Origin of the sequence: Actinomadura rupiterrae (genome assembly GCF_024172125.1) — a bacterium.
Lineage (GTDB): Bacteria > Actinomycetota > Actinomycetes > Streptosporangiales > Streptosporangiaceae > Spirillospora > Spirillospora rupiterrae.
Genome location: NZ_JAMZEA010000019.1, coordinates 88,350 through 113,428, shown reverse-complemented (window position 1 = coordinate 113,428; position 25,079 = coordinate 88,350). Strand labels below are relative to the sequence as shown.

General features: G+C 74.2%; 3 protein-coding genes. All 3 read left to right on the top strand.

Annotated elements, in window-relative coordinates:
- Complete coding sequence (locus FHU30_RS44140; RefSeq protein WP_253883710.1) at window positions 1–2,214, top strand: ABC transporter ATP-binding protein; 2,214 nt, start codon at window positions 1–3, stop codon at window positions 2,212–2,214.
- Between the two features lie 90 nt (window positions 2,215–2,304).
- Window positions 2,305–20,466, top strand: a complete 18,162-nt coding sequence (locus FHU30_RS44135; RefSeq protein WP_253883709.1) for a non-ribosomal peptide synthase/polyketide synthase — start codon at window positions 2,305–2,307, stop codon at window positions 20,464–20,466.
- Window positions 20,463–25,079, top strand: coding sequence for a non-ribosomal peptide synthetase (locus FHU30_RS44130; RefSeq protein ID WP_253883708.1), 4,617 nt, complete (start codon window positions 20,463–20,465; stop codon window positions 25,077–25,079). The genes FHU30_RS44135 and FHU30_RS44130 overlap by 4 nt, the downstream gene beginning before the upstream one ends.

Below are 25,079 nucleotides of genomic sequence, written 5' to 3'. Positions count from 1 at the left end.
ATGATCGGCGGTCCGGGGCCGGTAATGATGGGCGGCCCGATGGAGGAGGGGCTCACCCGCCAGCGGGTGCGGCCCGGCACCTGGCGGCGGATCCTGCCCTACGCCCGCCCCTACCGCTGGCGGGTGGCCGCGCTGCTGCTGCTCACCGCGCTCGGCGCCGGCGTGGTGGTGGCGATCCCGATGAGCTTCAAGGTCATCATCGATGAGGGGATCATCCCGGAGACGACCTCGGTGGTGGTCTGGGTGGCGCTCGGCGTCGCCGGCCTCGCGGTCCTGGACGCGGTGATGCGCTGGGCCGACAGCGTGCTGTCGGCCCGCATCGGCGAGGGCCTGATCTGCGACGTCCGGATCGAGGTGTTCGAGCACGTCCAGCGCCAGCCGCTCGCGTTCTTCGCCCGCACCCAGACCGGGTCGCTGGTCAGCCGGCTCAACAACGACGTCATCGCCGCGCAGCGCGCGATCACCGCGCTGCTGTCGAACGTGCTGTCCAGCATCATCACCCTCGCGCTGGTGCTCGGCACCATGATCTACCTGTCCTGGCAGATCAGCCTGATCGCGCTGGTCGTGCTGCCGTTCTTCACCCTGCCCGGACGGCTGGTCGGCCGCCGGCTGCAGCGCCTCGTCCGCGAGTCGATGCAGCTGGACGCCGAGATGGGCGCCCTGATGCAGGAGCGCTTCAACGTCACCGGCGCGCTGCTCGCCAAGCTGTACGGGCGGCCCGGCGACGAGGCCGCGCTGTTCGCCCGCCGCGCCCGCCGCGTCCGCGACATCGGCGCGACCACCGCGGTCTACTCCGAGCTGCTGCTCATCACCGTCACGCTCATCGCCTCGCTGTCCACCGCCGTGGTGTACGGGCTCGGCGGCGCGCTGGTCATCGAGCGGGACTTCCGACTCGGCACCCTGGTCGCGCTCGCCACCCTGCTCGGACGGCTGTTCGGCCCCATCAACCAGCTGTCGAACATGCAGGCCAGCGTGATGACGGCACTGGTCAGCTTCGACCGCGTCTTCGAGGTCCTGGACCTGAAGCCGCTGATCACCGAGTCCCCGGACGCCAAACCGCTGACCGCCCGCCCGGCGGCGTCCACCGGCTCCGCCGAGGCGGCGCCCGACATCGAGTTCGAGAGCGTCACCTTCCGCTACCCGGCGGCGAGCGAGGTGTCGGTCGCCTCGCTGGAGCTGTTCGGCCGTCCGCCCTCGCCCAACGGCGCGAACGGCGGCGGACCCAACGGCGCCGAACCCGAGGCGACGCTGCGGGAGGTGTCCTTCAGCGCGCCCGCCGGCAAGCTGACCGCGCTGGTCGGACCGTCCGGTGCGGGCAAGACCACCATCACGCACCTGGTGCCGCGCCTGTACGACGCGACGACCGGCACGGTGCGGATCGGCGGCCAGGACGTCCGCGACACCACCCTGGACTCGCTGCGCGACACCATCGGCGTCGTCACCCAGGACGCGCACCTGTTCCACGACACCCTGCGCGCCAACCTCCTGTACGCGCGTCCCGACGCGACCGAGGACCAGATCATCGAGGCGTGCGAGGCGGCGCTGATCTGGTCCCTGATCGCGTCCCTGCCGGACGGTCTGGACACCGTGGTCGGCGACCGCGGCTACCGCCTGTCCGGCGGGGAGAAGCAGCGCATCGCCATCGCGCGGCTGCTGCTGAAGGCGCCCCGGATCGTCATCCTGGACGAGGCGACCGCGCACCTGGACTCCGAGTCGGAGGCGGCCGTCCAGCGGGCGCTGCGCACCGCCCTGGCCGGACGCACCTCGCTGGTCATCGCGCACCGGCTGTCCACCATCCGCGAGGCCGACCAGATCCTCGTCGTGGACGGCGGCCGGATCCGCGAGCGCGGCACCCACGAGGAGCTGCTGGAGCGGGACGGCCTGTACGCCGAGCTGTGCCGCACCCAGTTCGCCGCCGCCCGCCCGATGCTCCGCGAGGAGCCCGCCCCCGGCGACGGCCCGTTCCCCGGCCCGATGCCCGGCGGCCCGATGTTCGGCGGCCCCATGCCGGGGCCGATGCCCGGCGGCCCGATGCCCGGACCCATGCCCGGCGGGCCGAGGCCCGGCGGCGGTCCCGGCCCGGCACCCATGCCCATCGGCGGTCCAGGCCCCCGCCCCGGCCCCGGCCCCCGCCAGGGCGGCCCGGGCCACGAACCGCCCGCCGGCGCGGCACCTAACGGAGCCGCACCCAACGGAGCGCCGCCCAGCCGCTGACGCCCGGATCGCCGACCGGTCCGCCGCCCCCGCACGGCGCGGGCGCGCGGGCCGGATCTTCCCCGCCCGTGTTCTTGGGAGAGGACCCAGATGACTGGCTTGCCTTCGCTGTCCGAGCTGTTCGAGGCGCAGGTGGCGCGGACACCGGACGCGGCGGCGGTGGCGTTCGGCGGCGTCCGGTGGACCTACGCCGAGCTGGACGCGCGCGCCGCCCGCGTCGCCAGCGCCCTGCGCGCGCAGGGCGTCGGCCGCGAGGACCTGGTCGGCGTCCTGCTGGACCGCTCGGCCGACCTGATCGCGGCACTGATCGGGGTACTGAAGGCGGGAGCGGCTTACCTGCCGGTCGACCCGTCCTACCCGGCCGAGCGGATCGCGTTCATGCTCGCCGACGCCCGCCCTGCCCTGGTCGTCGATGAACCGTTCCTCGCGACGCTCGCCGACACCCCCGCCCGCCACTCGGTAAACGTGGCGGCCGACCAGCTCGCCTACGTCATCTACACCTCCGGCTCGACCGGCGTCCCCAAGGGTGTCGCGGTCACGCACGCCAACGTCGCGGACTTCTGCGCCGCCCGCTGCTGGGCCGGCGAGGTGCTGGAACGCGTCCTGGTGCAGGCCAACCACGCCTTCGACGCCTCCACCTACGAGATCTGGGTTCCGCTGCTGCACGGCGGTGAGCTGGTCATCGTCCCGCCGGGCGAGGTGGACGTCCCGGAGCGCGCGCGGCTGATCGCCGAGCACCGGGTGACCAACGTGCACACGACCGCCGGCCTGTTCGCGGCGCTGGCCGAGCAGGCCCCGGAGATGTTCGCCGGGGTCCGCGAGGTGTCCACCGGCGGCGACGTAGTGCCTCCGATCGCCGTCCGGACGCTGCTGGAAAACCACCCGGGCCTGGTGGTCCGCACCACCTACGGCCCGACCGAGACCACCGCGTTCACCACCGAGTACCCCTTCACCAACCCCGCGCAGGTGGACGGCACGGTCCCGCTCGGCGTCCCGATGGACAACGCCCGGATCCACGTGCTGGACGATGCGCTGCGTCCCGTCCCGCCGGGGGAGACCGGCGAGCTGTACGTGGCCGGACCCGGCGTCGCGCGCGGCTACCTCGGCCGCCCGGGCCTGACCGCCGAACGGTTCGTGGCCTGCCCGTTCGTCCCGGACCGGCGCATGTACCGGACGGGCGACCTCGCCCGCCGCACGCCGGACGGCCTGCTGGAGTTCGCCGGACGCGCCGACGACCAGGTGAAGATCCGCGGCTTCCGGATCGAGCCCGGCGAGGTCGAAGCGGTCCTCGCCGGGCACGAGGCCGTCCGCCGCGCCGTGGTCGTCGTCCGCGAGGACCGGCCCGGCACCCGGCGCCTCGTCGCCTACGCCACGGCCGACGCGACCGGCCGTGAACTGCGCGACCACCTAGCAGCGCGGCTGCCCGACCACCTGGTCCCCGCGGCCGTCGTGGTCCTGGACGCGCTGCCCGTCACCGTGAACGGCAAGGTCGACCGCGCCGCGCTGCCCGCCCCCGACCTCACCGCGGACGGCACCGGCCGCGCCCCCGCCACGGCCGCCGAGGAGATCGCCTGCGGCCTGTTCGCCGAGGTGCTGGGCCTGGAGACGGTCGGCGCGGACGACTCGTTCCTCGACCTCGGCGGCGACTCGCTGCTGGCGATGCGGCTGATCGCCCGGATCCGCACCGCGCTCGACGCCGAGATCGGCATCCGGGACCTGTTCGCCGACCCGACCCCGGCGGCAGTCGCCCGCCTGGCCGCCCGCGCCGACCAGAACACCCCGCGCCCGCCCGCCCTGACCGTCCGGGAGCGGCCGGACCCGCTCCCGCTGTCACCCGCCCAGCGCCGGATGTGGTTCCTCAACCGGCTGGAGCAGGCCGGAGCGGGCGCCGCCTACACCGTCCCGCTCGTCCTCGGCCTGTCGGGCGGCGTGGACGCCGGCGCGCTGCGCGCGGCCCTCGGCGACGTCGCCGACCGGCACGAGAGCCTCCGCACGATCTTCCCCGAAACCGGCGGGGAGCCCCGCCAGCAGATCATCACCGGCCCGCCCGGACGCCCCGACCTGCCCGTCGAGCGCATCGGCGAGCACGACCTCACCACCGCGATCGCCGCGGAACTGAACCGCGGTTTCGACGTGGCGCGGGAACTGCCGTGGCGGGCGCGGCTGCTCCTGCTCTCGGAGACCGACGCGGTGCTGGTGCTGGTCGCCCACCACATCGCCCTGGACGCCTGGTCCATGGACACCGTGTCCCGCGACCTCGGCACCGCCTACGCGGCGCGATGCGACGGCCGCGGCCCGGACTGGGAGCCGCTGCCCGTCCAGTACGCCGACTATGCGCTGTGGCAGCGGGACGTCCTCGGCGAGCCCGACGATCCGGCGAGCCCGGTCGCGGCGCAGCTGGCGCACTGGCGCGACGCACTGGCCGGAGCGCCCGAGGAGCTGGCGCTTCCCACCGACCGTCCGCGCCCGGTCCAGGCGTCCTACCGTGGCGCGTCGGTCCCGCTGGACGTCCCCGCCGACCTCCACACCGCGCTGACCCGGCTGGCCCGGCGGCACGGCGTCACGACCTTCATGGTCGTGCAGGCCGCGCTCGCGACCGTGCTGTCCCGGCTCGGCGCGGGCCCCGACGTGCCGCTCGGCACGGCCGTCGCCGGACGCGCCGACACCGCCCTGGACGAGCTGGCCGGCTACTTCTCCAACACCCTCGTCCTGCGCAACGACCTGCGCGGCGACCCGACCTTCGCCGAGCTGCTCGCGCGCGTCCGCGACACCGACCTCGCCGCCTACGCCCACCAGGACCTGCCGTTCGAACGCCTCGTGGAAGAGGTGAACCCGGCGCGCTCGGCGGCCCGCCACCCGCTGTTCCAGGTGCTGCTCGCGCTGGACCACCTGCCCGGCGCGCAGGCCGCCTGGGACCCGTCCGGCCTGCGGATCCGGCGGATCCAGCCGCCCGCCGAGGCCGCCCCCGCACGGTTCGACCTGTCGTTCGTCCTCACCGACACCGGCGACGGCGAGGGCATCACCGGCGTCGTCGAATACGCCGCCGAGCTGTTCGAGGAGCCGACCGTCCGGGCCCTGGTAGCCCGGCTCGGCTCCGTCCTGACCCAGGTCGTGGACGACGCGTCCGTGCGGATCGGCGATCTCGACGTGCTGGTCGCGGACGAGCGCGAGCGCGTGGTGGCGCGCTGGAACGACACCCGCCACCCCGTCGCGGACGGTACCCTCGCCGCCCTCTTCGAGGCGCGTGCGGCGCGGAAACCCGAAGCGGTCGCCGTGGAACACGGCGGAACCCGGTGGACCTACGCCCAGCTCGACGCCCGCGCCAACCGCATCGCCCGCACCCTGCTCGCCCGCGGCGTCGGACGCGAGGACCTGGTGGCCGTCCTGCTGGAGCGCTCGCCCGACCTCGTCGCGGTGCTGCTCGGCATCGCCAAGGCCGGAGCCGCCTACCTGCCGATCGACCTGGCCTACCCGGCCGAGCGCATCTCCTTCATGCTCGCCGACGCCGCCCCGGCCCTGGTCGTGGACGAGCTGTTCCTCCGCTCGCTGAGCGACGACACGACGCCCGTCGGCGTCCGGGCCGCATGCGACCAGGCCGCCTACGTCATCTACACCTCCGGCTCCACCGGCATCCCCAAGGGCGTCGTGGTCTCCCACCGCGGCCTGGCGGGCCTGGCCGGAGCGCAGATCGAACGCTTCGCGGTGAAACCGGAGTCGCGGGTGCTGCAACTGGCGGCACTGGGGTTCGACGCGTCCGTCTCCGAGATGTGCATGGCGCTGTTATCGGGCGCGACCTTGCTGCTCGCCGACGCCCACCGGATGCCGCCGAGTGGACGCCTCGAAACGCTGCTGGACGACCTGGACGTCACCCACGTGACCGTCCCGCCGTCCCTGCTAGCCACGGTGGAAAGCCTGCCCGACTGCATGCAGACCCTCGTCGTGGCGGGGGAGGCGTGCCCGCCGAGCCTGGTGGAACGCTGGGCCGCGCGCCTGCGGATGGTCAACGCCTACGGCCCGACCGAATCGACGGTCTGCGCCACCATGAGCAGCCCGCTCGCCCCGGACACGCCGCTCGCGTCAGGCGGGGCGGTGTCGATCGGCGGGCCGATCTGGAACACCTCGGTGTACGTCCTGGACGAGGCGCTGCGGCCCGTCCCGCCCGGCGTGACCGGCGAGCTGTACATCGCCGGGCCGAGCCTGGCGCGCGGCTACCTCGGCCGCGCGGCGATGACCGCCGCACGCTTCGTCGCCTGCCCGTTCGCGCCCGGCGCCCGGATGTACCGCACCGGCGACCTGGTCCGCTGGACCGGCGACGGCGAGCTGGTGTTCGCGGGCCGCGCGGACGACCAGGTGAAGATCCGCGGGTTCCGGATCGAGCTCGGCGAGATCGAGAACGTCCTGGCCGCGCATCCCGGCGTGGACCGGGCCGCGGTGCTCGCCCGCGAGGACCGGCCGGGCGCGGTGCGGCTGGTCGCCTACGTGACCGGGACCGCGTCCGGCGACCGGCTGCGCGGGTTCGTCGCCGCGCGGTTGCCCGAATACATGGTTCCGGTCGCGTTCGTCGCGCTGGACGCGTTCCCGACGACCGCCAACGGCAAGCTCGACCGCGCCGCGCTGCCCGCGCCGGACCACGCGGGATCGGCCGGCGGCCGGGCGCCCTCCACGGTCACCGAGGAGATCCTGTGCGGGCTGTTCGCCGACGTGCTGGGCGTGGAGGCGGTCGCCGCCGACGACTCGTTCTTCGCCCTGGGCGGCGACTCGCTGCTGGCGATGCGGCTGCTGGCACGGCTCCGCGCGGTCGGCCCGACCGAGGTGGGCATCCGCGAGCTGTTCGCCGACCCGACCGTGGCCGCCGTCGCCCGCCTGGTGGACGGGACGCGCCGCCGGACCCGTCCGCCTCTGACCGCAGCACACCCGCGCCCCGACGTCCTGCCGCTGTCGTTCGCCCAGCAGCGGATGTGGTTCCTCGACAGGCTCGAACGCGGCGGAGCCGAAGGCGTCTACAACATCGGCCTGGCACTGCGCGTCCGCGGCGAACTGGACAGCGCCGCCCTTGAAGCCGCACTCGGCGACGTGGCCGAACGCCACGAGAGCCTCCGCACGGTCTTCCCCGAGGTCGGGGACACGCCGGTCCAGCGCGTCCTGGACGGCGAGGCGGGACGTCCCGTCCTGGCGCGCGGCACGACCACCGAATCCGACCTGAACCGGACGATCACCGCCGACCTCAACCGGGGTTTCGACCTCACGACCGAGCCCCCGTGGCGGACCACGCTCCTGACCCTCGCGCCCGGAGAAGCGGTCCTGCTGGTCGTCGCGCACCACATCGCCGTGGACGGCTGGTCCATGGGCGTCCTCGCCCGCGACCTCGGCACCGCCTACGACGCCCGGCGCGCCGGACGCGCCCCGGACTGGACGCCGCTGCCGGTCCAGTACGCCGACTACGCGCTCTGGCAACGCGACGTCCTCGGCGACGCGCAGGATCCGGACAGCCCGGCCGCAGAGCAACTCGCCCACTGGCGCGAGACCCTCGCCGGAGCCCCCGAAGAGCTGGCCCTGCCGACCGACCGCCCGCGCCCTAACGTCGCGTCCTTCGCCGGCGGGACCCTGCCGCTGCACCTGGACGCCGACGTCCACGGCCACCTCACCGACCTGGCCCGACGCCACGGCGCGACGCTGTTCATGGTGCTCCAGACGGCCCTGTCGGCGCTGCTGTCCCGCCTCGGAGCCGGCACCGACATCCCCCTCGGCACCCCGATCGCCGGCCGCGACGAACCCGAGACCGAAGCGCTGGTCGGGCACTTGCTCAACACGCTCGTCCTGCGGACGGACGCCGGCGGCGACCCGGGCTTCGCCGAGCTGCTGGACCGCGTCCGCGCCACCGACCTCGCCGCCTACGCGAACCAGGACCTGCCGTTCGAGCGGCTCGTGGAGGAGCTGAACCCCGAGCGGTCGCTGGCCCGGCATCCCCTGTTCCAGGTCATGCTGACCGTCCGGAACCTCCCGCCGATCCGCTGGGACCTGCCCGGCCTGGACGTCGAGGAACTGCCGATCGACGCCCTCCCGGCCAAGTTCGACCTGTCGCTGACCCTGACCGAACGCGACAGCGGCGGCCTGGACGGAACGCTGGAATACGCCCTCGACCTGTTCGACCCGGAGACGGCGGGCGCGCTGGCGGCACGGTTCGTCCGCCTGCTGGAGCAGGTCGCGGCCGACCCGGACATCCGGCTGCGGGACCTGGAGATTCTGACTCCGGACGAGCGTGAACGCGTCCTGGTCACCTGGAACGACACCGCCCGCACCGAGGTGACCGCCTCACTGCCCGACCTGTTCGCCACCCAGGCGACCCACACACCGGACGCGGTCGCGGTCGTGTTCGGCGACGTCGCCTGGACGTATGCCGACCTGGACGCACGGGCCAACCGCATCGCCCGCACGCTGATCGAGCGCGGTGTGGGCCGCGAGGATCTGGTCGGCGTCCGCCTGGAACGCTCGGCCGACCTGATCGCCGCGCTGCTGGGCGTGCTGAAGGCGGGCGCGGCCTACCTGCCGATCGACCCGAACTACCCGGCCGAGCGGATCGCGTTCATGCTCGCCGACGCCCGCCCGGCCCTGGTGCTGGACGAGGAGTCCCTCACGTCCCTGAGCGAGAACGCCTCGCCGGTCGGCGGCGCGGTCGCGCCCGAGCAGCTCGCCTACGTGATCTACACCTCCGGCTCCACCGGCACCCCCAAGGGCGTCGCGGTCACGCACGCCAACGTCGCCGACTTCTGCGCCGATGCGGCCTGGCGGGACGAGGTGTTGGAGCGGGTGTTGGTGCAGGCCAACCACGCGTTCGACGCCTCGACCTACGAGATCTGGACGCCGCTGCTGCGCGGCGGACGGCTCGTCATCGTCCCGCCGGGGGAGCTGGACGTCCAGGAGCGCGCGGCCCTGGTCGCCGACCATCAGGTGACGCATGTGGTCGCGCCGTCCGGGCTGTTCGCGGCGCTCGCCGAGCAGGTCCCGGAGATGTTCGCAGGCGTCCGCGAGGTGCTGACCGGCGGCGACGTGATCTCCCCGATCGCCGTCCGGACGCTCCTGGAAGCCCACCCCGGCCTGGTGGTCCGGGCCACCTACGGTCCGACCGAAACCACCGCGTTCACCACCGAGATCCCCTTCACCGACCCGCGCCAGCTGGACGGGGTCGTGCCGATGGGCCGTCCGATGGACAACGCCCGCGCCTACGTCCTGGACGAGTACCTCCAGCCCGTCCCGCCCGGGGTGACCGGCGAGCTGTATGTCGCAGGCGCGGGCGTCGCGCGCGGCTACATCGGCAGGGCCGCGCTGACAGGCGAACGCTTCGTGGCGTGCCCGTTCGCGTCCGCTGACCGGATGTACCGGACGGGGGACCTGGTCCGCTGGACCGGCACCGGCCTCCTTGAATTTGCTGGCCGCGCCGACGACCAGGTCAAAATCCGCGGCTTCCGCGTCGAACTCGCCGAAATCGAAGCCGTCCTCGCCGCCCACGACACCGTCACCCAAGTCGTCGTCCTGGCCCGCGAAGACCAACCAGGCACCAAACGCCTCGTCGCCTACCTCGTCGCGGGCGCCACAGACGAGGAACTCCGCGAACACGTCGCCGCCAAGCTCCCCGACTACATGATCCCGGCCGCATTCGTCCTGCTGGACGAGCTCCCCATGACCGCCAACGGCAAGGTCGATCGCGCCGCGCTGCCCGCGCCCGACTTCGCCGCCCGCTCCGCCGGCCGGAAACCGGTCACGGCCGCCGAAGCGCTGCTGTGTGCGGTGTTCGCCGAGGTGCTCGGACTGGAGACGGTCGGCGCCGAGGACTCGTTCTTCGCGCTCGGCGGCGACTCGATCATGTCGATGCTGGTCGTGTCGCGGGCCCGCCGCGCAGGACTGGTCATCACGGCCCGGCAGGTCTTCGAGCACAAGACCCCCGCCGCCCTCGCGCGCCTCGCCGACACGACGACCACCTCAGCGCTCGCCGACGACGGGACCGGTCCCATCCCCTTCACCCCGGTGATGCGAGAGCTGGCCGAGCAGGGTGGCCTGAGCGATGTTTTCTGCCAGTCCATGGTGCTGTCCGTCCCGGCCGGGCTGGATCACGATCGCCTGGTCGCGGCGGTTCAGGCGGTGCTCGATCGCCACGACGTCCTGCGCGCCCGCCTGGACGAGACCGAGGGAACCCTCCTGGTTCCCCCGCCCGGCACGGTGAACGCAGCCAACCTGGTCCGCCAAGCCACCCACGACATCGAAACCGAGCTGCGCGCGGCCGCCGACCGGTTGGACCCTCGCGCGGGCGTGATGGTCCAGGTGGTGTGGTTCGACACCGGTCGCCTGCTGATCGTCGCTCATCACCTGGTCATCGACGGCGTGTCCTGGCGCATCCTCGCCCCTGACCTGGAAGCAGCCTATCGAGGCGACGACCTCGACCCCGTCCCCACGTCCTTCCGGCGCTGGGCGAACAGCCTCACCGAGCAGGACCGAACCGACGAACTGGCCCAGTGGACGCGCCTGCTCGAAGGCGCAGCGCCGATCGTCACCGAGACCACAGGGGGAGCGGGCACCGGACGCGCCTCGGTGACCATGGACGCGGCGGCGCTGCTCTCCTCCGTCCCGGCGGCCTTCCACGCGGGCGCCGATGACGTCCTCCTCACCGGCCTGGTGGCCGCGCTCGCCGAATGGCGCGGCGGCCTGCCAGGCGGCATCCTGATCGACGTCGAAGGGCACGGCCGCACGGCAGACGACCTCGACCTGAGCCGGACGGTCGGCTGGTTTACCGCCGTCCATCCCGTCCGGATCGACCCGGCAGGCGCCGACCCCGCGCAGGTCAAGTCAGGCGGCGAGGCCGCCGGACGGCTGATCAAGCAGGTGAAGGAGCAGCGGCGCGCCGTCCCCGGAGACGGGCTCGGTTACGGAATCCTCCGGCATCTCGCCCCGGACACCGCGTCCGCCCTCGCCGACCTCCCATCAGCGCAGGTCGCCTTCAACTACCTCGGCCGAACCTCGGTGACCGAAGGCGACTGGCAACCCGTTCCCGGCGGCCTGGCGGCAGGCGGCAGTGCCGAGGCCGCCGGGGCGCACGTCCTGGAGGCCGACGCGTTCGCCGAAGCCCTCCCCGACGGGACGACCCGGCTGACCCTCGAACTCACCGCTCCAGGCGGCCTCCTGACCGACACGACACTCGACCACCTCGCCACGGCCTGGGCCGCCATGCTGGACGGCCTCGCCGCGCACGCCGCCGCCCCCGGAGCAGGCGGCCACACCCCGTCCGACTTCCCGCTGGTCACCCTCGACCAGCCGCAGACCGACGACCTGGACCGGACCTGCCCGGGGCTCGTGGACGTCTGGCCGCTGTCCCCGCTCCAGGAAGGGCTGCTCTTCCACGCCCACTACGACGGCCAGGGCCGCGACACCTACGTCGAACAGCGCGTCCTGGAGCTGGACGGCCCGGTCGACCCGGACGTCCTGCGCGCGACCTGGACGGCCCTGCTCGACCGCCATCCCAACCTCCGCGCCGGGTTCCGCCAGCCCGCCGGTTTGCACCAGCTGATCCAGGTGATCGCGCGGGACGTCACCCCGCCGTGGCGCGAAGCGGACCTGTCCGCAGCGCCCGCGCACGAGGCCGAAGCGGCAGCCGACCGCCTGGCCGCCGAGGAACGCGACCGCGGCTTCGACCTCGCGGAGGCCCCGCTCATCCGGCTGCTGCTCATCAGGCTCGGCGACACCCGGCACCGGCTGGTGGTCACGATGCACCACATCCTGATGGACGGCTGGTCGCTGCCCGTCCTGTTCGACGAGATGGAACAGGTGTACGCGGCCGGAGGCGACGCCGACGCGCTCCCGCCGGCCACCTCCTACCGCGAGTACCTGTCCTGGCTCGCCCGCCAGGACCGGGACGCGGCCCGCGACGCCTGGCAGAAGCTGCTGACCGGCGTCACCGAACCGACCCTGATCGCGCCCGCCGACCGGACCGCCGACCTGGCCGCGCCCCGCTACGCCTACGCCCGCGCCGACGCCGACACGACCGCCGCGCTCGGCGAGGTCGCGCGGCGGCACGGCGTCACGCTCAACACGCTCGTCCAGGCCGCCTGGGGAAGCGTGGTCGGCCTGCTGACCGGACGCACCGATGTGGTCTTCGGCGCCTCGGTGGCGGGCCGTCCCGCCGAACTGCCCGGCGTGGAGCGGATGCCGGGACTGTTCCTCAACACCGTCCCGGTCCGCGTCCGGCTGGACGCCGCGCGAAACGTCGCCGATGTCCTCGCCGAAATCCAGGCGAGCCAGTCCGACGTCATCGACCACCACTACCTCGGGCTCGCCGAGATCCAGCGGGCCGCCGGACCCGGCGCGACCTTCGACACCCTGCTGGTCTTCGAGAGCTTCCCGCGCACGCCGGCGCGTCCGGCCGACCCCGGCGGCGTCCGCGTGACGGGCATGACCGGCGAGGACGCGGCGCACTACCCGCTGATCCTCGGCGTGATGCCCACCGACGACCTTGAACTCCGCCTCGACTACCGGCCCGGCGCGATCGCCGAACCCCTGGCCGAAAGCCTGCTCGGCCGGTTCGTCCGCGTCCTGGAGCAGCTCGCCGCAGCTCCGGACGCCTGCGTCGCCGACCTCGACGTCCTGACCGCCGACGAGCGGGCGCTGGTCGTGGACGGCTGGAACGCCACGACGCGCCCCACCCCCGACGGCTCGCTGCCCGAGCTGTTCGAAGCCCAGGCCGCCCGGACACCGAACGCGATCGCCGTGGCTTTCGGCGACCAGCGCTGGACCTATGCCGACCTGGACGCCCGCGCGAACCGCGTGGCGCGCAAGCTGATCGAGCACGGCGTCGACGACGAAGACCTGGTGGGAATCCGCCTGGAGCGCTCGGCCGACCTGATCGCCGCGCTGCTGGGCGTGCTGAAGGCAGGCGCCGCCTACCTGCCGATCGACCCGAACTACCCGGACGAGCGCATCGCGTTCATGCTCGCCGACGCCCGTCCGACGCTGGTGGTGGATCAAGACTTCCTCAGCTCGTTGGGTGAGGACGAAACGCCGGTCGATGTCCGGGTGAGCCGCGACCGGCTGGCGTACGTGATCTACACGTCCGGCTCGACCGGAACACCCAAGGGTGTCGCGGTCACGCACGCCAACGTCGCCGACTTCTGCGCCGACACGGCCTGGCGCGACGACGTGCTGGAACGCGTCCTGGTCCAGGCCAACCACGCTTTCGACGCCTCCACTTACGAGATCTGGGTCCCGCTGCTGCGCGGCGGCCGGCTCGTCATCGTGCCTCCCGGGGAAGCGGACGTCCCGCAGCGCGCCGCGCTGATCGCCGAGCATGCCGTCACCAACGTGCACGCGACCGCCGGGCTGTTCGCAGCGCTGGCCGAGCAGGCCCCGGAGATGTTCGCAGGCGTCCGCGAGGTCTCCACCGGCGGAGACGTCGTCTCCCCGATCGCCGTCCGGACGCTCCTGGAGGCCCATCCCGATCTGGTCGTCCGGACGACCTACGGCCCGACCGAGACCACCGCGTTCACCACGCAGCTCCCGATCGACGCAGCCCAGCCGGTTCCCGGGACAGTCCCGCTCGGGCGTCCGATGGACAATGCCCGCGCCTACGTGCTGGACGACTACCTGCGTCCCGTCCCGCCCGGAGTGACCGGCGAGCTGTATGTCGCCGGCACCGGCCTGGCGCGCGGCTACATCGGCAAGCCCGCCCTCACCGCGGAGCGCTTCGTCGCCTGCCCGTTCGCCTCCGCCGACCGGATGTACCGGACGGGCGACCTCGTCCGCTGGACGACCGGCGGCCTCCTGGAGTTCGCCGGACGCGCCGACGACCAGGTCAAGATCCGCGGCTTCCGCGTCGAACTCGCCGAGATCGAAGCCGTCCTCGCCTCCCACGACGCCGTCACCCAGGTCGTCGTCCTGGCCCGCGAAGACCAGCCGGGCACCAAGCGCCTGGTCGCCTACGCCGTCACCGAAACCAACACCTCCGTTGAGGCGCTCCGCGACCACGTGGCGGCGAATCTCCCGGACTATATGGTCCCGGCGGCGTTCGTCCTGCTGGACGCGTTCCCCGTGACCGCCAATGGCAAGGTCGATCGCGCCGCGCTGCCCGCGCCCGACTTCGCCGCGCGAGCGGGCGGACGCGCGCCCGCCACGCCCGCCGAGGCGGCGCTCTGCGGTCTGTTCGCCGAGACGCTCGGCCTGGACGCTGTCGGCGCCGACGATTCGTTCTTCGAGCTCGGCGGCGACTCGATCATGTCGATGCTGCTCGTCTCGCGGGCCCGGCGCGAGGGCCTGGTCATCACGGCCCGGCAGGTGTTCGAGGAGAAGACCCCAGCCGCCCTGGCACGCGTGGCGGAGGACGAGACCGACGCCCCGGACGCCGAGCGTGACGACGGCACCGGTTCGGTCCCGCTGACGCCCGCGATGCGCGACGTCGCCGAGCGCGGCGGCTTGAGCAACTCGTTCTGCCAGTCGATGCTGCTGGCCGTCCCCGCCGACCTGGACTGGGAACGCCTGATCGACGCCGTGCAAGCGCTGCTCGACCGACACGACGTCCTGCGCGCCCGCCTGGACGAGACCGAAAACCACCTCGTGGTCCCGCCGCCCGGAGAGGTCGCGGCGGCCGACCTGGTCCGCCGCGCCACCGGCCAGGACACCGCAGCGGAACTCGACGCGGCAGCCGCACGGCTCGACCCGCGCGCAGGCGTGATGGTGCAGGTCGTCTGGTTCGACCCCGGACGGTTGCTGATCGTCGCCCACCACCTGGTCATCGACGGCGTGTCCTGGCGGATCCTCGCCCCCGACCTGGAAGCCGCCTACCGAGGCGACGCGCTCGACCCCGTCCCCACCTCCTTCCGGCGATGGGCGAACGCCCTGGCCGAGCGAGACCGGACCGACGAGCTGGCCGAATGGACGCGACTGCTCGACGCTCCGCAACCGGTCCTCGGCGCCCGCGCCCTCGATCGGTCCCACGACACCGTGGGTGCCGGGACGCGCCGCGTCTCGACCGTCCTTCCCGAGCGCGTGGCGACCGCGTTGCTGTCCACGGTCCCGGCGGCATTCCATGCCGGGGTCGATGACGTCCTCCTCGCCGCGTTCTGGGCGGCCCTCGCCGAACGCCACGACGGCCTGACCGGCGGGCTCCTGGTGGACGTGGAAGGCCACGGCCGCACCGCCGGCGCGCTCGACCTGAGCCGGACGGTCGGCTGGTTCACCGCCGTCCACCCCGTCCGGCTGGGCCCCGAGGACACGGCCCCGGCCGAGGTCAGGACGGGCGGACCCGCCGCAGGACGGCTGCAGAAGCAGATCAAGGAGCAGCGCCGGGCAGTCCCCGGCGACGGCCTCGGCTACGGCCTGCTCCGCCACCAGGCCCGGTCGCCGCTGGCCGACTTGCCCTCCGCGCAGGTGTCCTTCAACTACCTCGGCCGCTTCAGCGCGCCGGACGACACCGACGCGGCCTGGCAGCCCGCCGGCCCCGACGCATTCGGCGGCGCCTCCGCTCCCGGCATGGCCCTGGCATACGTGCTGGAGGCGGGCGGGCTCGTGTTGGACCGTCCGTCCGGGCCGGAGCTGACCCTCTCCCTGGCCGCGCCAGCCGGCCTGTTCGGCACCGACGAGCTGGACGAAATCCTCGCCGCCTGGGCCGCGATGCTCGACGGCCTCGCCGCGCACGCCGCCGCACCCGGCGCGGGCGGTCACACGCCGTCCGACTTCCCGCTGGTCACACTCACGCAGGGCCAGGTGGACGACCTCGAACCCGGCCTCGCCGACGTGTGGCCGCTCTCGCCGCTTCAGGACGGGCTGCTGTTCCACGCCCGCTACGACGACAGCGCCGAGGACGTCTACCTCTGGCAACGCGCGCTCGACTTCACCGGCCCCCTGGACACCGCCCTGCTCCGGACCTGCTGGCAGCGGCTGCTCGACCGGCACCCCAACCTGCGCGCCGCCTTCCGCCAGCCCGCCGGGCTCGACCGGCCCGTCCAGGCCGTCGCCCGGCACGTGGACGTGCCCTGGCGCGAGGTTGACCTGACAGGCGATCCCGCCGCCGACCCGGACGCGCTCCTGGAATCCGAGCGGGCCCGAGGTCTGGACCTCGCCTCGCCGCCGCTGATCCGGCTGCTGCTGGCCAGGCTCGGCCCCGACCGCCACCGGCTGGTGGTCACGATGCACCACATCGTGCTGGACGGCTGGTCGCTGCCGGTGCTGTTCGAGGAGCTGTCGCAGCTGTACGGGGCGGGCGGCGACCCGTCCGTGCTGCCGCCCGCGACGTCCTACCGCGACCACCTGGCCTGGCTCGCGCGCCAGGACGACGACGCCGCCCGGGACGCCTGGCGGGACGCGCTCGCCGGAACCGCCGAACCGACGCTGCTCGGCCCCGCCGACGCCGGGCACACCGGCGCCGTGCCACGGCACGTCGTGCTGCGGACCTCACCGGCGTTCGCGACCCGCCTTCACGGCGCGGCCCGCGCGCTGGACGTGACCCCCAGCACGCTCGTGCAGGGCGCCTGGGCGGTCCTGCTCGGCGCGCGGACCGGACGCCGCGACGTGGTGTTCGGCTCGACCGTCGCCGGACGGCCCGCCGACCTGCCGGGTATGGAACGCGCGCTCGGCCTGTTCATCAACACCGTCCCGGTCCGGGTCGTCCTCGACCCCGGCCGTCCCGTCGCGGAGATGCTCGCCGACACGCGCAACCAGCAGACCGCGCTGCTCCCGCACCAGCACCTCGGCCTCGCCGACATCCAGCGCGCCGCCGGACCGGGCGCGACCTTCGACACCCTGGTCGTCTACCAGAACCACCCGGCCGCGCCGCCGCGCTTCGCGGGCCCGGACGTGGCGATCATCGGCGGCGAGGACGCCGCGCACTACCCGGTCACCCTCGTCGTCACGCCCGGTGACGACGGCCTGGAAGTCCGGTTCGAGTACCGCCCCGACCTGTTCGACGAGCCCGACGTGCGCGACCTCGCGCGGCGGTTCGTCCGGGTGCTGGAGCAGGTCGTGGACCGCCCGGACCTGCCGCCCGCCCGCATCGACGTCCTGGACCCGGCCGGGCGGCGGCAGGTCCTGGACGACTGGAACGACACCGCCGGCCCGGTCCCGGACGGCACGCTGGTCGACCTGTTCGAGGCGAGCGCGGCCCGCGCCCCGCACGCGACCGCGCTGGTCAGCGCCGACGAGAGCTGGACCTACGCCGACCTCGACTCCCGCGCGAACACCCTCGCCCGCGACCTGATCGCGAGGGGCGTCGGCCCCGAAGACCTCGTCGCGGTCGTGATGGAACGCTCGGCGGCCCTCTACGCGGCGCTGCTCGGCGTGCTCAAGGCGGGCGCGGCCTACCTCCCGGTCGACCCCGACTACCCGGCCGACCGCATCGCCTACACCCTCAGCGATGCGCACCCGGCCGCGGTGGTGTGCACCGCCACGACCGCGCCGCTGGTGGCCGACACCGGCGTTCCGCGCGTCCGCTGGGACGACCTCAACGGCACAGCGAGCGCACCGACCGACGCCGAACGCGTCCGGCCGCTGCGGCCCGGACATCCGGCGTACGTCATCTACACCTCCGGCTCCACGGGACGGCCCAAGGGCGTGGTCGTCCCGCATCGCGGCGCGGTCAACTACGTCACCTGGAGAGCCGCCGCCTACGGCATCACCCCGCGCGACCGGGTCCTCCAGTTCGCGTCGGTGGCGTTCGACACCTCGGTCTGCGAGATCTTCCCGACGCTGGCGGCCGGGGCCACCCTGTGCGTCGCGCGGCGCGACACCGACCCGTCCGCCGAACTGGCCGCGTTCGGCGCGACGGTCGCCACGTTCACGCCCTCGGTGCTCGAATCGGTCGAGACGTCCGCCGCCCGGACCGTCCGGACGCTGGTCACGGCGGGCGAGGAGCTGGGCCTGGCGACGCTGCGCCGCTGGGCGCCCGGCCGCACCCTCTACAACGAGTACGGCCCGACCGAGGCCACCGTCGATGTCACCTGCTGGCAGTGCCCGCCGGACATCCCCGGCATCGTGCCGCTGGGCGGGCCGATCCGGAACGTGCGGACCTACGTGCTGGACGAGTTCCTGCGTCCGGTGCCGCCGGGCGCGCTCGGCGAACTGTACGTGGCGGGCGCCGGCATCACCCGGGGTTACGTCGACCGGCCCGGCCTGACCGCCGCGCGGTTCGTCCCGTGCCCGTTCGGCGCGTCCGGCGAGCGGATGTACCGTACCGGCGACCTGGCGCGCTGGACCCCGGACGGTGCGCTGCTGTTCGCGGGCCGCGCCGACGAGCAGGTGAAGATCCGCGGTTTCCGGATCGAACCGGGCGAGATCGAGGCGGTGCTGGCCGCGCACCCCGGGATCGAACAGGTCGCGGTGGTCGCGCGCGAGGACCGTCCCGGCGCCAAGCGGCTGGTCGCCTACCTCGTCGGCGCGGACGCCGCCGACACGGCCGCACTGCGCGCCCACGCCGCCTCGCGGCTGCCCGACCACATGGTCCCCGCCGCGTTCGTCCCGCTCGACGCGCTGCCGATGAGCGTCAACGGCAAGGTCGACCGCGCCGCGCTGCCCGCGCCCGACTTCGCCGCGCGGTCCACTGGCCGCGAGCCGGCCACCGCCGCCGAGGCGCTGCTGTGCGGGCTGTTCGCCGAGGTCCTCGGGCTGGATTCGGTCGGCGCGGACGACTCGTTCTTCGAGCTCGGCGGCGACTCGATCATGTCGATGCTGGTCGTGTCGCGGGCGCGCCGCGCGGGCCTGGTCGTCACGGCCCGGCAGGTGTTCGAGGAGAAGACCCCCGCCGCGCTGGCCCGCGCCGCGCGCACCGACACCGCCACCGCGGCGCCGGACCCCGACGACGGCGTGGGGGAGATCCCGCTGACGCCGGTGATGCGGGAACTCGCCGAACGCTCGGGCCCGGCGGCGCTGTCCGGCATCTTCTGCCAGTCGATGCTGCTGACCGTCCCGGACGACCTGGACGGCGAGCGGCTGATCGAGGCCGTGCAGGCGCTTCTCGACCGCCACGACGTTTTGCGCGCCCGCCTGGACGAAGCCGAAGGCCGCCTGATCGTCCCGCCGCCCGGCGAACTCCAGGCCGCCGACCTGATCCGCCGAGCCACCAGCCCGGACACCGGCACGGAACTGCGGGCAGCAGCGAACCGCCTCGACCCGCGCGCCGGTGTGATGATGCAGGTCGTCCGGTTCGGCCCCGGACGGCTGCTGCTCGTCGCCCATCACCTGGTCATCGACGGCGTGTCCTGGCGGATTCTCGCCCCCGACCTCGAAGCCGCCTACCGCGGCGACGCGCTCGACCCCGTCCCGACCTCCTTCCGGCGCTGGGCGGTGCAGCAGGCCGACGAGGCCGCCAAACCGGCCCGCACCGCCGAGTTCCCCGCCTGGCGCAACCTCCTGGACGTGCCCGACACGCTGTTCGCGACCCGTCCGCTCGACCCGGACCTCGACACCGTCGCCGCGGGCACCAACCGCGCCGAGCTGACCATTTCCACCGAGGCGACCTCCGCCCTGCTCGGCCCGGTCCCCGCCGCCTTCCACGCAGGTACCGAGGACGTCCTCCTCGCGGGCCTGGTCGCGGCGCTGACCGAATGGCGCGGCGGCCTGCCCGGCGGCATCCTGATCGACGTCGAAGGGCATGGCCGTTCGGCCGACGGTCTGGACCTCAGCCGGACGGTCGGCTGGTTCACCGCCGTCCATCCCGTCCGGATCGACCCGGCAGGCGCCGACCCCGCACAGGTCAAGGCAGGCGGAGACGCCGCCGGACAGCTGATCAAGCAGGTGAAGGAGCAGCGCCGGGCCGTCCCCGGAGACGGGCTCGGCCACGGGCTGCTCCGCTACCTCAACCCCGCCACCGCACCCCGGTTCGCCGCGCTGCCGCACGCCCGCCTGGGCTTCAACTACCTGGGCCGCTTCGCCGACGCCCGGCGGCCGGACGGGCTGTGGCAGCCCGCCGGGGACACCGCCGTCGGCGGCGTTCCCGAACCCCGCATGGCCGAGACGCACGTGCTCCAAGCGCACGGCGTCGTCCGGGACGGACCGGCCGGGCCCGCGCTGACCGTCGCGCTCACCGCCCCGAAGCGGCTGCTGGCGACGGCGGACCTGGACGCGCTGGCGGCCGGCTGGGAGGCCATGCTCGGCGGGCTGGCCGCGCACGCCGCCGGTCCCGGCAGCGGCGGCCACACGCCCTCCGACTTCGCGCTGGTCACCCTCGACCAGGACGACATCGACGCATTCGAGTTCAAGCTGGCCGACGACGGGAGAGCCCGGTGACGCAGGTGCGGATGGAGGACGTGTGGCCGCTGTCGCCCCTCCAGCAGGGACTGCTGTTCCACGCCGAGTACGACGAGCGGGCCCGGGACGTCTACGTCGTCCAGGGCGTGGTGGACCTCGCCGGGCCGCTCGACCCGGCGGCGCTGCGCGCGTCCTGGCAGGTGCTGCTCGACCGGCACGCCGTGCTGCGCGCGAGCTTCCAGCGCCGCGGCACCGGTGACCCGGTGCAGGTGGTCGCGCGCGGGGTGGCCCTGCCCTGGCGGGAGGAGGACCTGTCCGGCCTGCCCGAGGCCGAGGCCGACGAGCGGACGCGCCTGCTCGCCGAGGACGAGCGGCTGCGCCGCTTCGAGGTGACCGTCCCGCCGCTGCTGCGGCTGGTGCTGGTCCGGGTCCGCCCCGACCTGCACCGGCTGGTCATCACCGTGCACCACCTCGTCCTGGACGGCTGGTCGCTGCCGGTGCTGTTCGAAGAGCTGTCGCAGCTGTACGCGGCCGGCGCCGACCCGTCGGTCCTCGCGCCCGTCACGCCCTACCGGCACTACCTCGCCTGGCTGTCCCGCCAGGACACCGACGCCGCGCGCCACGCCTGGAAGACCGCCCTCGCTGGCCTGGACGAACCGACCCTCATGGCCCCCGCAGCATCCGAAAGCACCGAGCCCGAACCGGCCCGCTACCTGCTCGGCAAGGCGGGACGCGACGTCGCCGACGCGCTGCGGACCGCCGCCCGGGACCGCGGCCTGACGCTGAACACCCTGGTCCAAGCCGCCTGGGCGGTCCTGGTCGGACGGCTCGCCGGCCGCCGCGACGTGGTGTTCGGCGCGACCGTGGCCGGCCGGCCGATGGAGCTGCCCGGAGCCGAGCGGATGGTCGGGCTGTTCGTCAACACCGTCCCCGTCCGCGTCACGCTCGACCCGGCGCGGCCGTTCGGCGAGCTGCTCACCGACCTGCAGCGCCGCCAGTCGGTGCTGCTCGACCACCAGTACCTCGGGCTGAGCGAGATCCAGCGGGCGGCCGGGCCGGGAGCCGCCTTCGACACCCTGCTCGTCTACCAGAACTTCCCGCGCGACGCCGGTGAGGCGCTTGCCCTGGACGGCCTGCGCGTCTCCGGCAACACCAGCGAGGACGTCTCGCACTACCCGCTCACTCTCGTGGTGACCCCCGGCGACGACCTCGACCTGCGCCTGGATTACCGCCCGGACGTGTTCGACAACGCGTCCGCCGGACGGCTGATGGCCCGCCTCACCTCGCTGCTCGCGCAAGTGGCGGCCGACCCGTCCGTGCGGGTCGGCGACCTCGACCTGCTGCTGGACGATGAGCGCGAGCGCGTCCTGACCGGATGGAACGACACAGGCCGTCCGGTCGCGGACGCTGCGCTGGCCGAACTGTTCGAGGCGCAGGTCGCGCGGACGCCCGGCGCGGTGGCCGTGGAATGCGGCGACATCCGCTGGAGCTACGCGGAACTGAACACCCGCGCCGACCAGGTGGCGCGTGAGCTGACCGCGCGCGGAGTCCAGGCCGAAGACCTGGTCGGCGTCCTGCTGGACCGGTCGGCCGATCTGGTCGCCGTGCTGCTGGGCATCGCGAAGGCGGGCGCGGCCTACCTGCCGGTCGACCCGTCCTACCCCGAGGAGCGCATCGGGTTCGTCCTGGCCGACGCGCGGCCCGCGCTGGTCGTCTGCACGCGCGCGACCGAGCACCTGGCAGGCCCGGACCGGCTCGTCTGGGACGACCCCGTCCGTCCCGCCCCGCACGGCACGCTCCGCCCGCGCCGAGTTCCGCCGCATCTCGACCACTCCGCGTACGTGATCTACACGTCCGGCTCGACTGGGACGCCGAAGGGCGTCGTGGTCTCGCACCGCGGCCTGGCGACGCTCGCGGGCGCGCAGGTCGAACGCTTCGACGTCCGCCCCGGATCGCGCGTACTGCAGCTGGCCGCGCTCGGCTTCGACGCCTCGGTGTCCGAAATGTGCATGGCGCTGCTGTCCGGCGCGACGCTCCTGCTCGCCGACGCCGACCGGATGCCGCCGCGCGGACGCCTCGAAACGCTCCTGGACGACCTGAAGGTCACCCACGTGACCGTCCCGCCGTCCCTGCTGGCCACGGTGGAGAGCCTGCCGGACTGCGTGCAGACCCTCGTCGTGGCGGGGGAGGCGTGCCCACCGGACCTGGTGGAGCGCTGGGCGGCCGGACGCCGGATGATCAACGCGTACGGCCCGACCGAGACGACTGTCTGCGCCACGATGAGCACCCCGCTCGCCCCGGACGGCCCGGTGACGATCGGACGGCCGATCTGGAACACCTCGGTGTACGTCCTGGACGAGTTCTTACGCCCCGTCCCGCCCGGCATCCTGGGCGACCTCTACGTCTCGGGGGCCGGTCTGGCGCGCGGCTACGCGGGCCGGGCGGCGCTGACGGCCGGACGGTTCGTGGCCTGCCCCTTCGAGCCCGGCGCCCGGATGTACCGGACCGGCGACCTGGTCCGCTGGACCGGCGACGGCGAGCTGGAGTTCGGCGGGCGCGCCGACGACCAGGTGAAGATCCGCGGCTTCCGGATCGAGCCGGGCGAGATCGAGAACGTCCTGGCCGCGCACCCCGGCGTGGAGCGCGCCGCGGTCGTGGCACGCGAGGACCGGCCCGGCGCGAAGCGCCTGATCGCCTACGTGGTCGCCGCCGGCACCGAGGGCCTGCGGGAGTTCGCGGCCGGACGCCTGCCCGACCACATGGTCCCGGCCGCGTTCGTCGCGCTGGATGCCTTCCCGGTGACCGCCAACGGCAAGCTCGACCGCGCCGCGCTGCCCGCGCCGGACTACGCGGAAGCGTCGGGAGGCCGCGCCCCCGCGACGGCCGCCGAGGAGATCCTGTGCGGGCTGTTCGCCGAGGTGCTCGGCCTGGAGTCGGTCGGCGCGGACGACTCGTTCTTCGCCCTCGGCGGCGACTCGATCATGTCCATGCTGGTGGTGTCGCGGGCCCGGCGCGCGGGCCTGGTGATCAGCTCCCGGCAGGTGTTCGAGGAGAGGACACCGGCCGCGATCGCCCGGGTCGCCGAGGTCGTCGGCGCGAGCGGCCCCGGCGGCGGCGAGAAGGACGAGCCGACCGGCCCGGTCCCGCTGACCCCGGTGATGCGCGGCCTCGCCGAGCGGGCCGGTCCGGCCGCGCTGGCCGGGACGTTCAGCCAGTCCGTCGTCCTCACCGCCCCGGACGACCTGGACCTCCACCGCCTCACCGCCGCGATCGACGCGCTGCTCGTCCGCCACCCGATCCTGCGCGCCAGGCTTGAGGCCGACCAAGACCGCCTCCTGGTCCCCGACGCCGATGCGGCGGTCCCGGCCCGCGACCTGGTGACGCGTGCCGAGGGACGGGACGTCCGGCGCGCGCTGCGGGAGGCGACCGCCGACCTCGACCCCGCCGCCGGGATCATGCTGCGCGCCGTCTGGCTCGCCGATGCCCGGCTCGTGGTGCTCGTGGCGCACCACCTGGTGGTCGACGGCGTGTCCTGGCGCGCCCTCGTGCCCGACCTCGCCGCCGCCTACCAGGGCGAGACGCTCGACCCGGTCCCGACGTCCTTCCGCGGCTGGGCGCGCAACCTCGCCGCCGGGGCCACCGGACAGGCCCGCCTGGACGAGCTGCCGCTGTGGTCCCGGCTGCTCGCCGGCCCGCAAGCGATCCTCGGCTCCCGCCCACTGGACCCGGCCCTCGACACCGTGGCCGCCGGGACGCGCCGCGCCGACCTCACCCTGCCGCCCGCCGAGACCGCGGCGCTGCTCACCGCCGCCTCGTCCGCGCTCGGCGGCGGAACCGACGACCTGCTGCTGGCCGGGCTGATGGCCGCGGTCGAGGAATGGCGCCGGACGCGCGGCCTCCGCACCCCCGGCGGCCTGCTCGTGGACATCGAGACCCACGGCCGCGCCGACGGCGACCTCGCCCGCACGGTCGGCTGGTGCACCGCCGAGCACCCCGTCCGGCTGGACGCGGGCGCGCTCGACCACGCCGACGTCCGCGCGGGCGGCCCCGCCGCGGCACGGCTGGTCGCGCACGTCGCCGGGCGCCTCCGGGACGTCCCGGGCGACGGGCTCGGCTACGGCCTGCTCCGCTACCTCAACCCCGACACCGCGCCCACGCTCGCCGCCCTGCCGCGTGCCCAGATCGGCTTCAACTACCTCGGCCGCTTCGCCACCGAATCCGGTACCGCGACGTCCGGCGCGACGACCGGCGCCACGGCCGGGGTGAGGGAGTCGGGAGCGGCGGCGTCCGGCGCGCCGAGCGGGTCCGCGGTGTCCAACGCATGGCGGCTCGCGGGCGAGGACGCGATGAGCGGCGCGCCCGACCCGCGGATGGCGGCCGTCCACGCCCTGGATGCGAGCGGCGTCGTCCACGACGGCCCGCGCGGCCCCGAGCTGACCGTCTCGCTGACCGGCCCGATCGGGGTGTGGGACGCCGCGACGCTGCCCGACCTCGCCGAACGCTGGACCGCGATGCTCCGCGGCCTGATCGCGCACGCCACCGCGACCGGCGGCGGCAGCGCCCCGGCCGCGCCGTCCGGGACCGAGCTCAGCCCGGACGAGCTGGAAGAACTGGCGGACCTCGCCGAAGGCATCGGCCAAGGGGGACTGTGA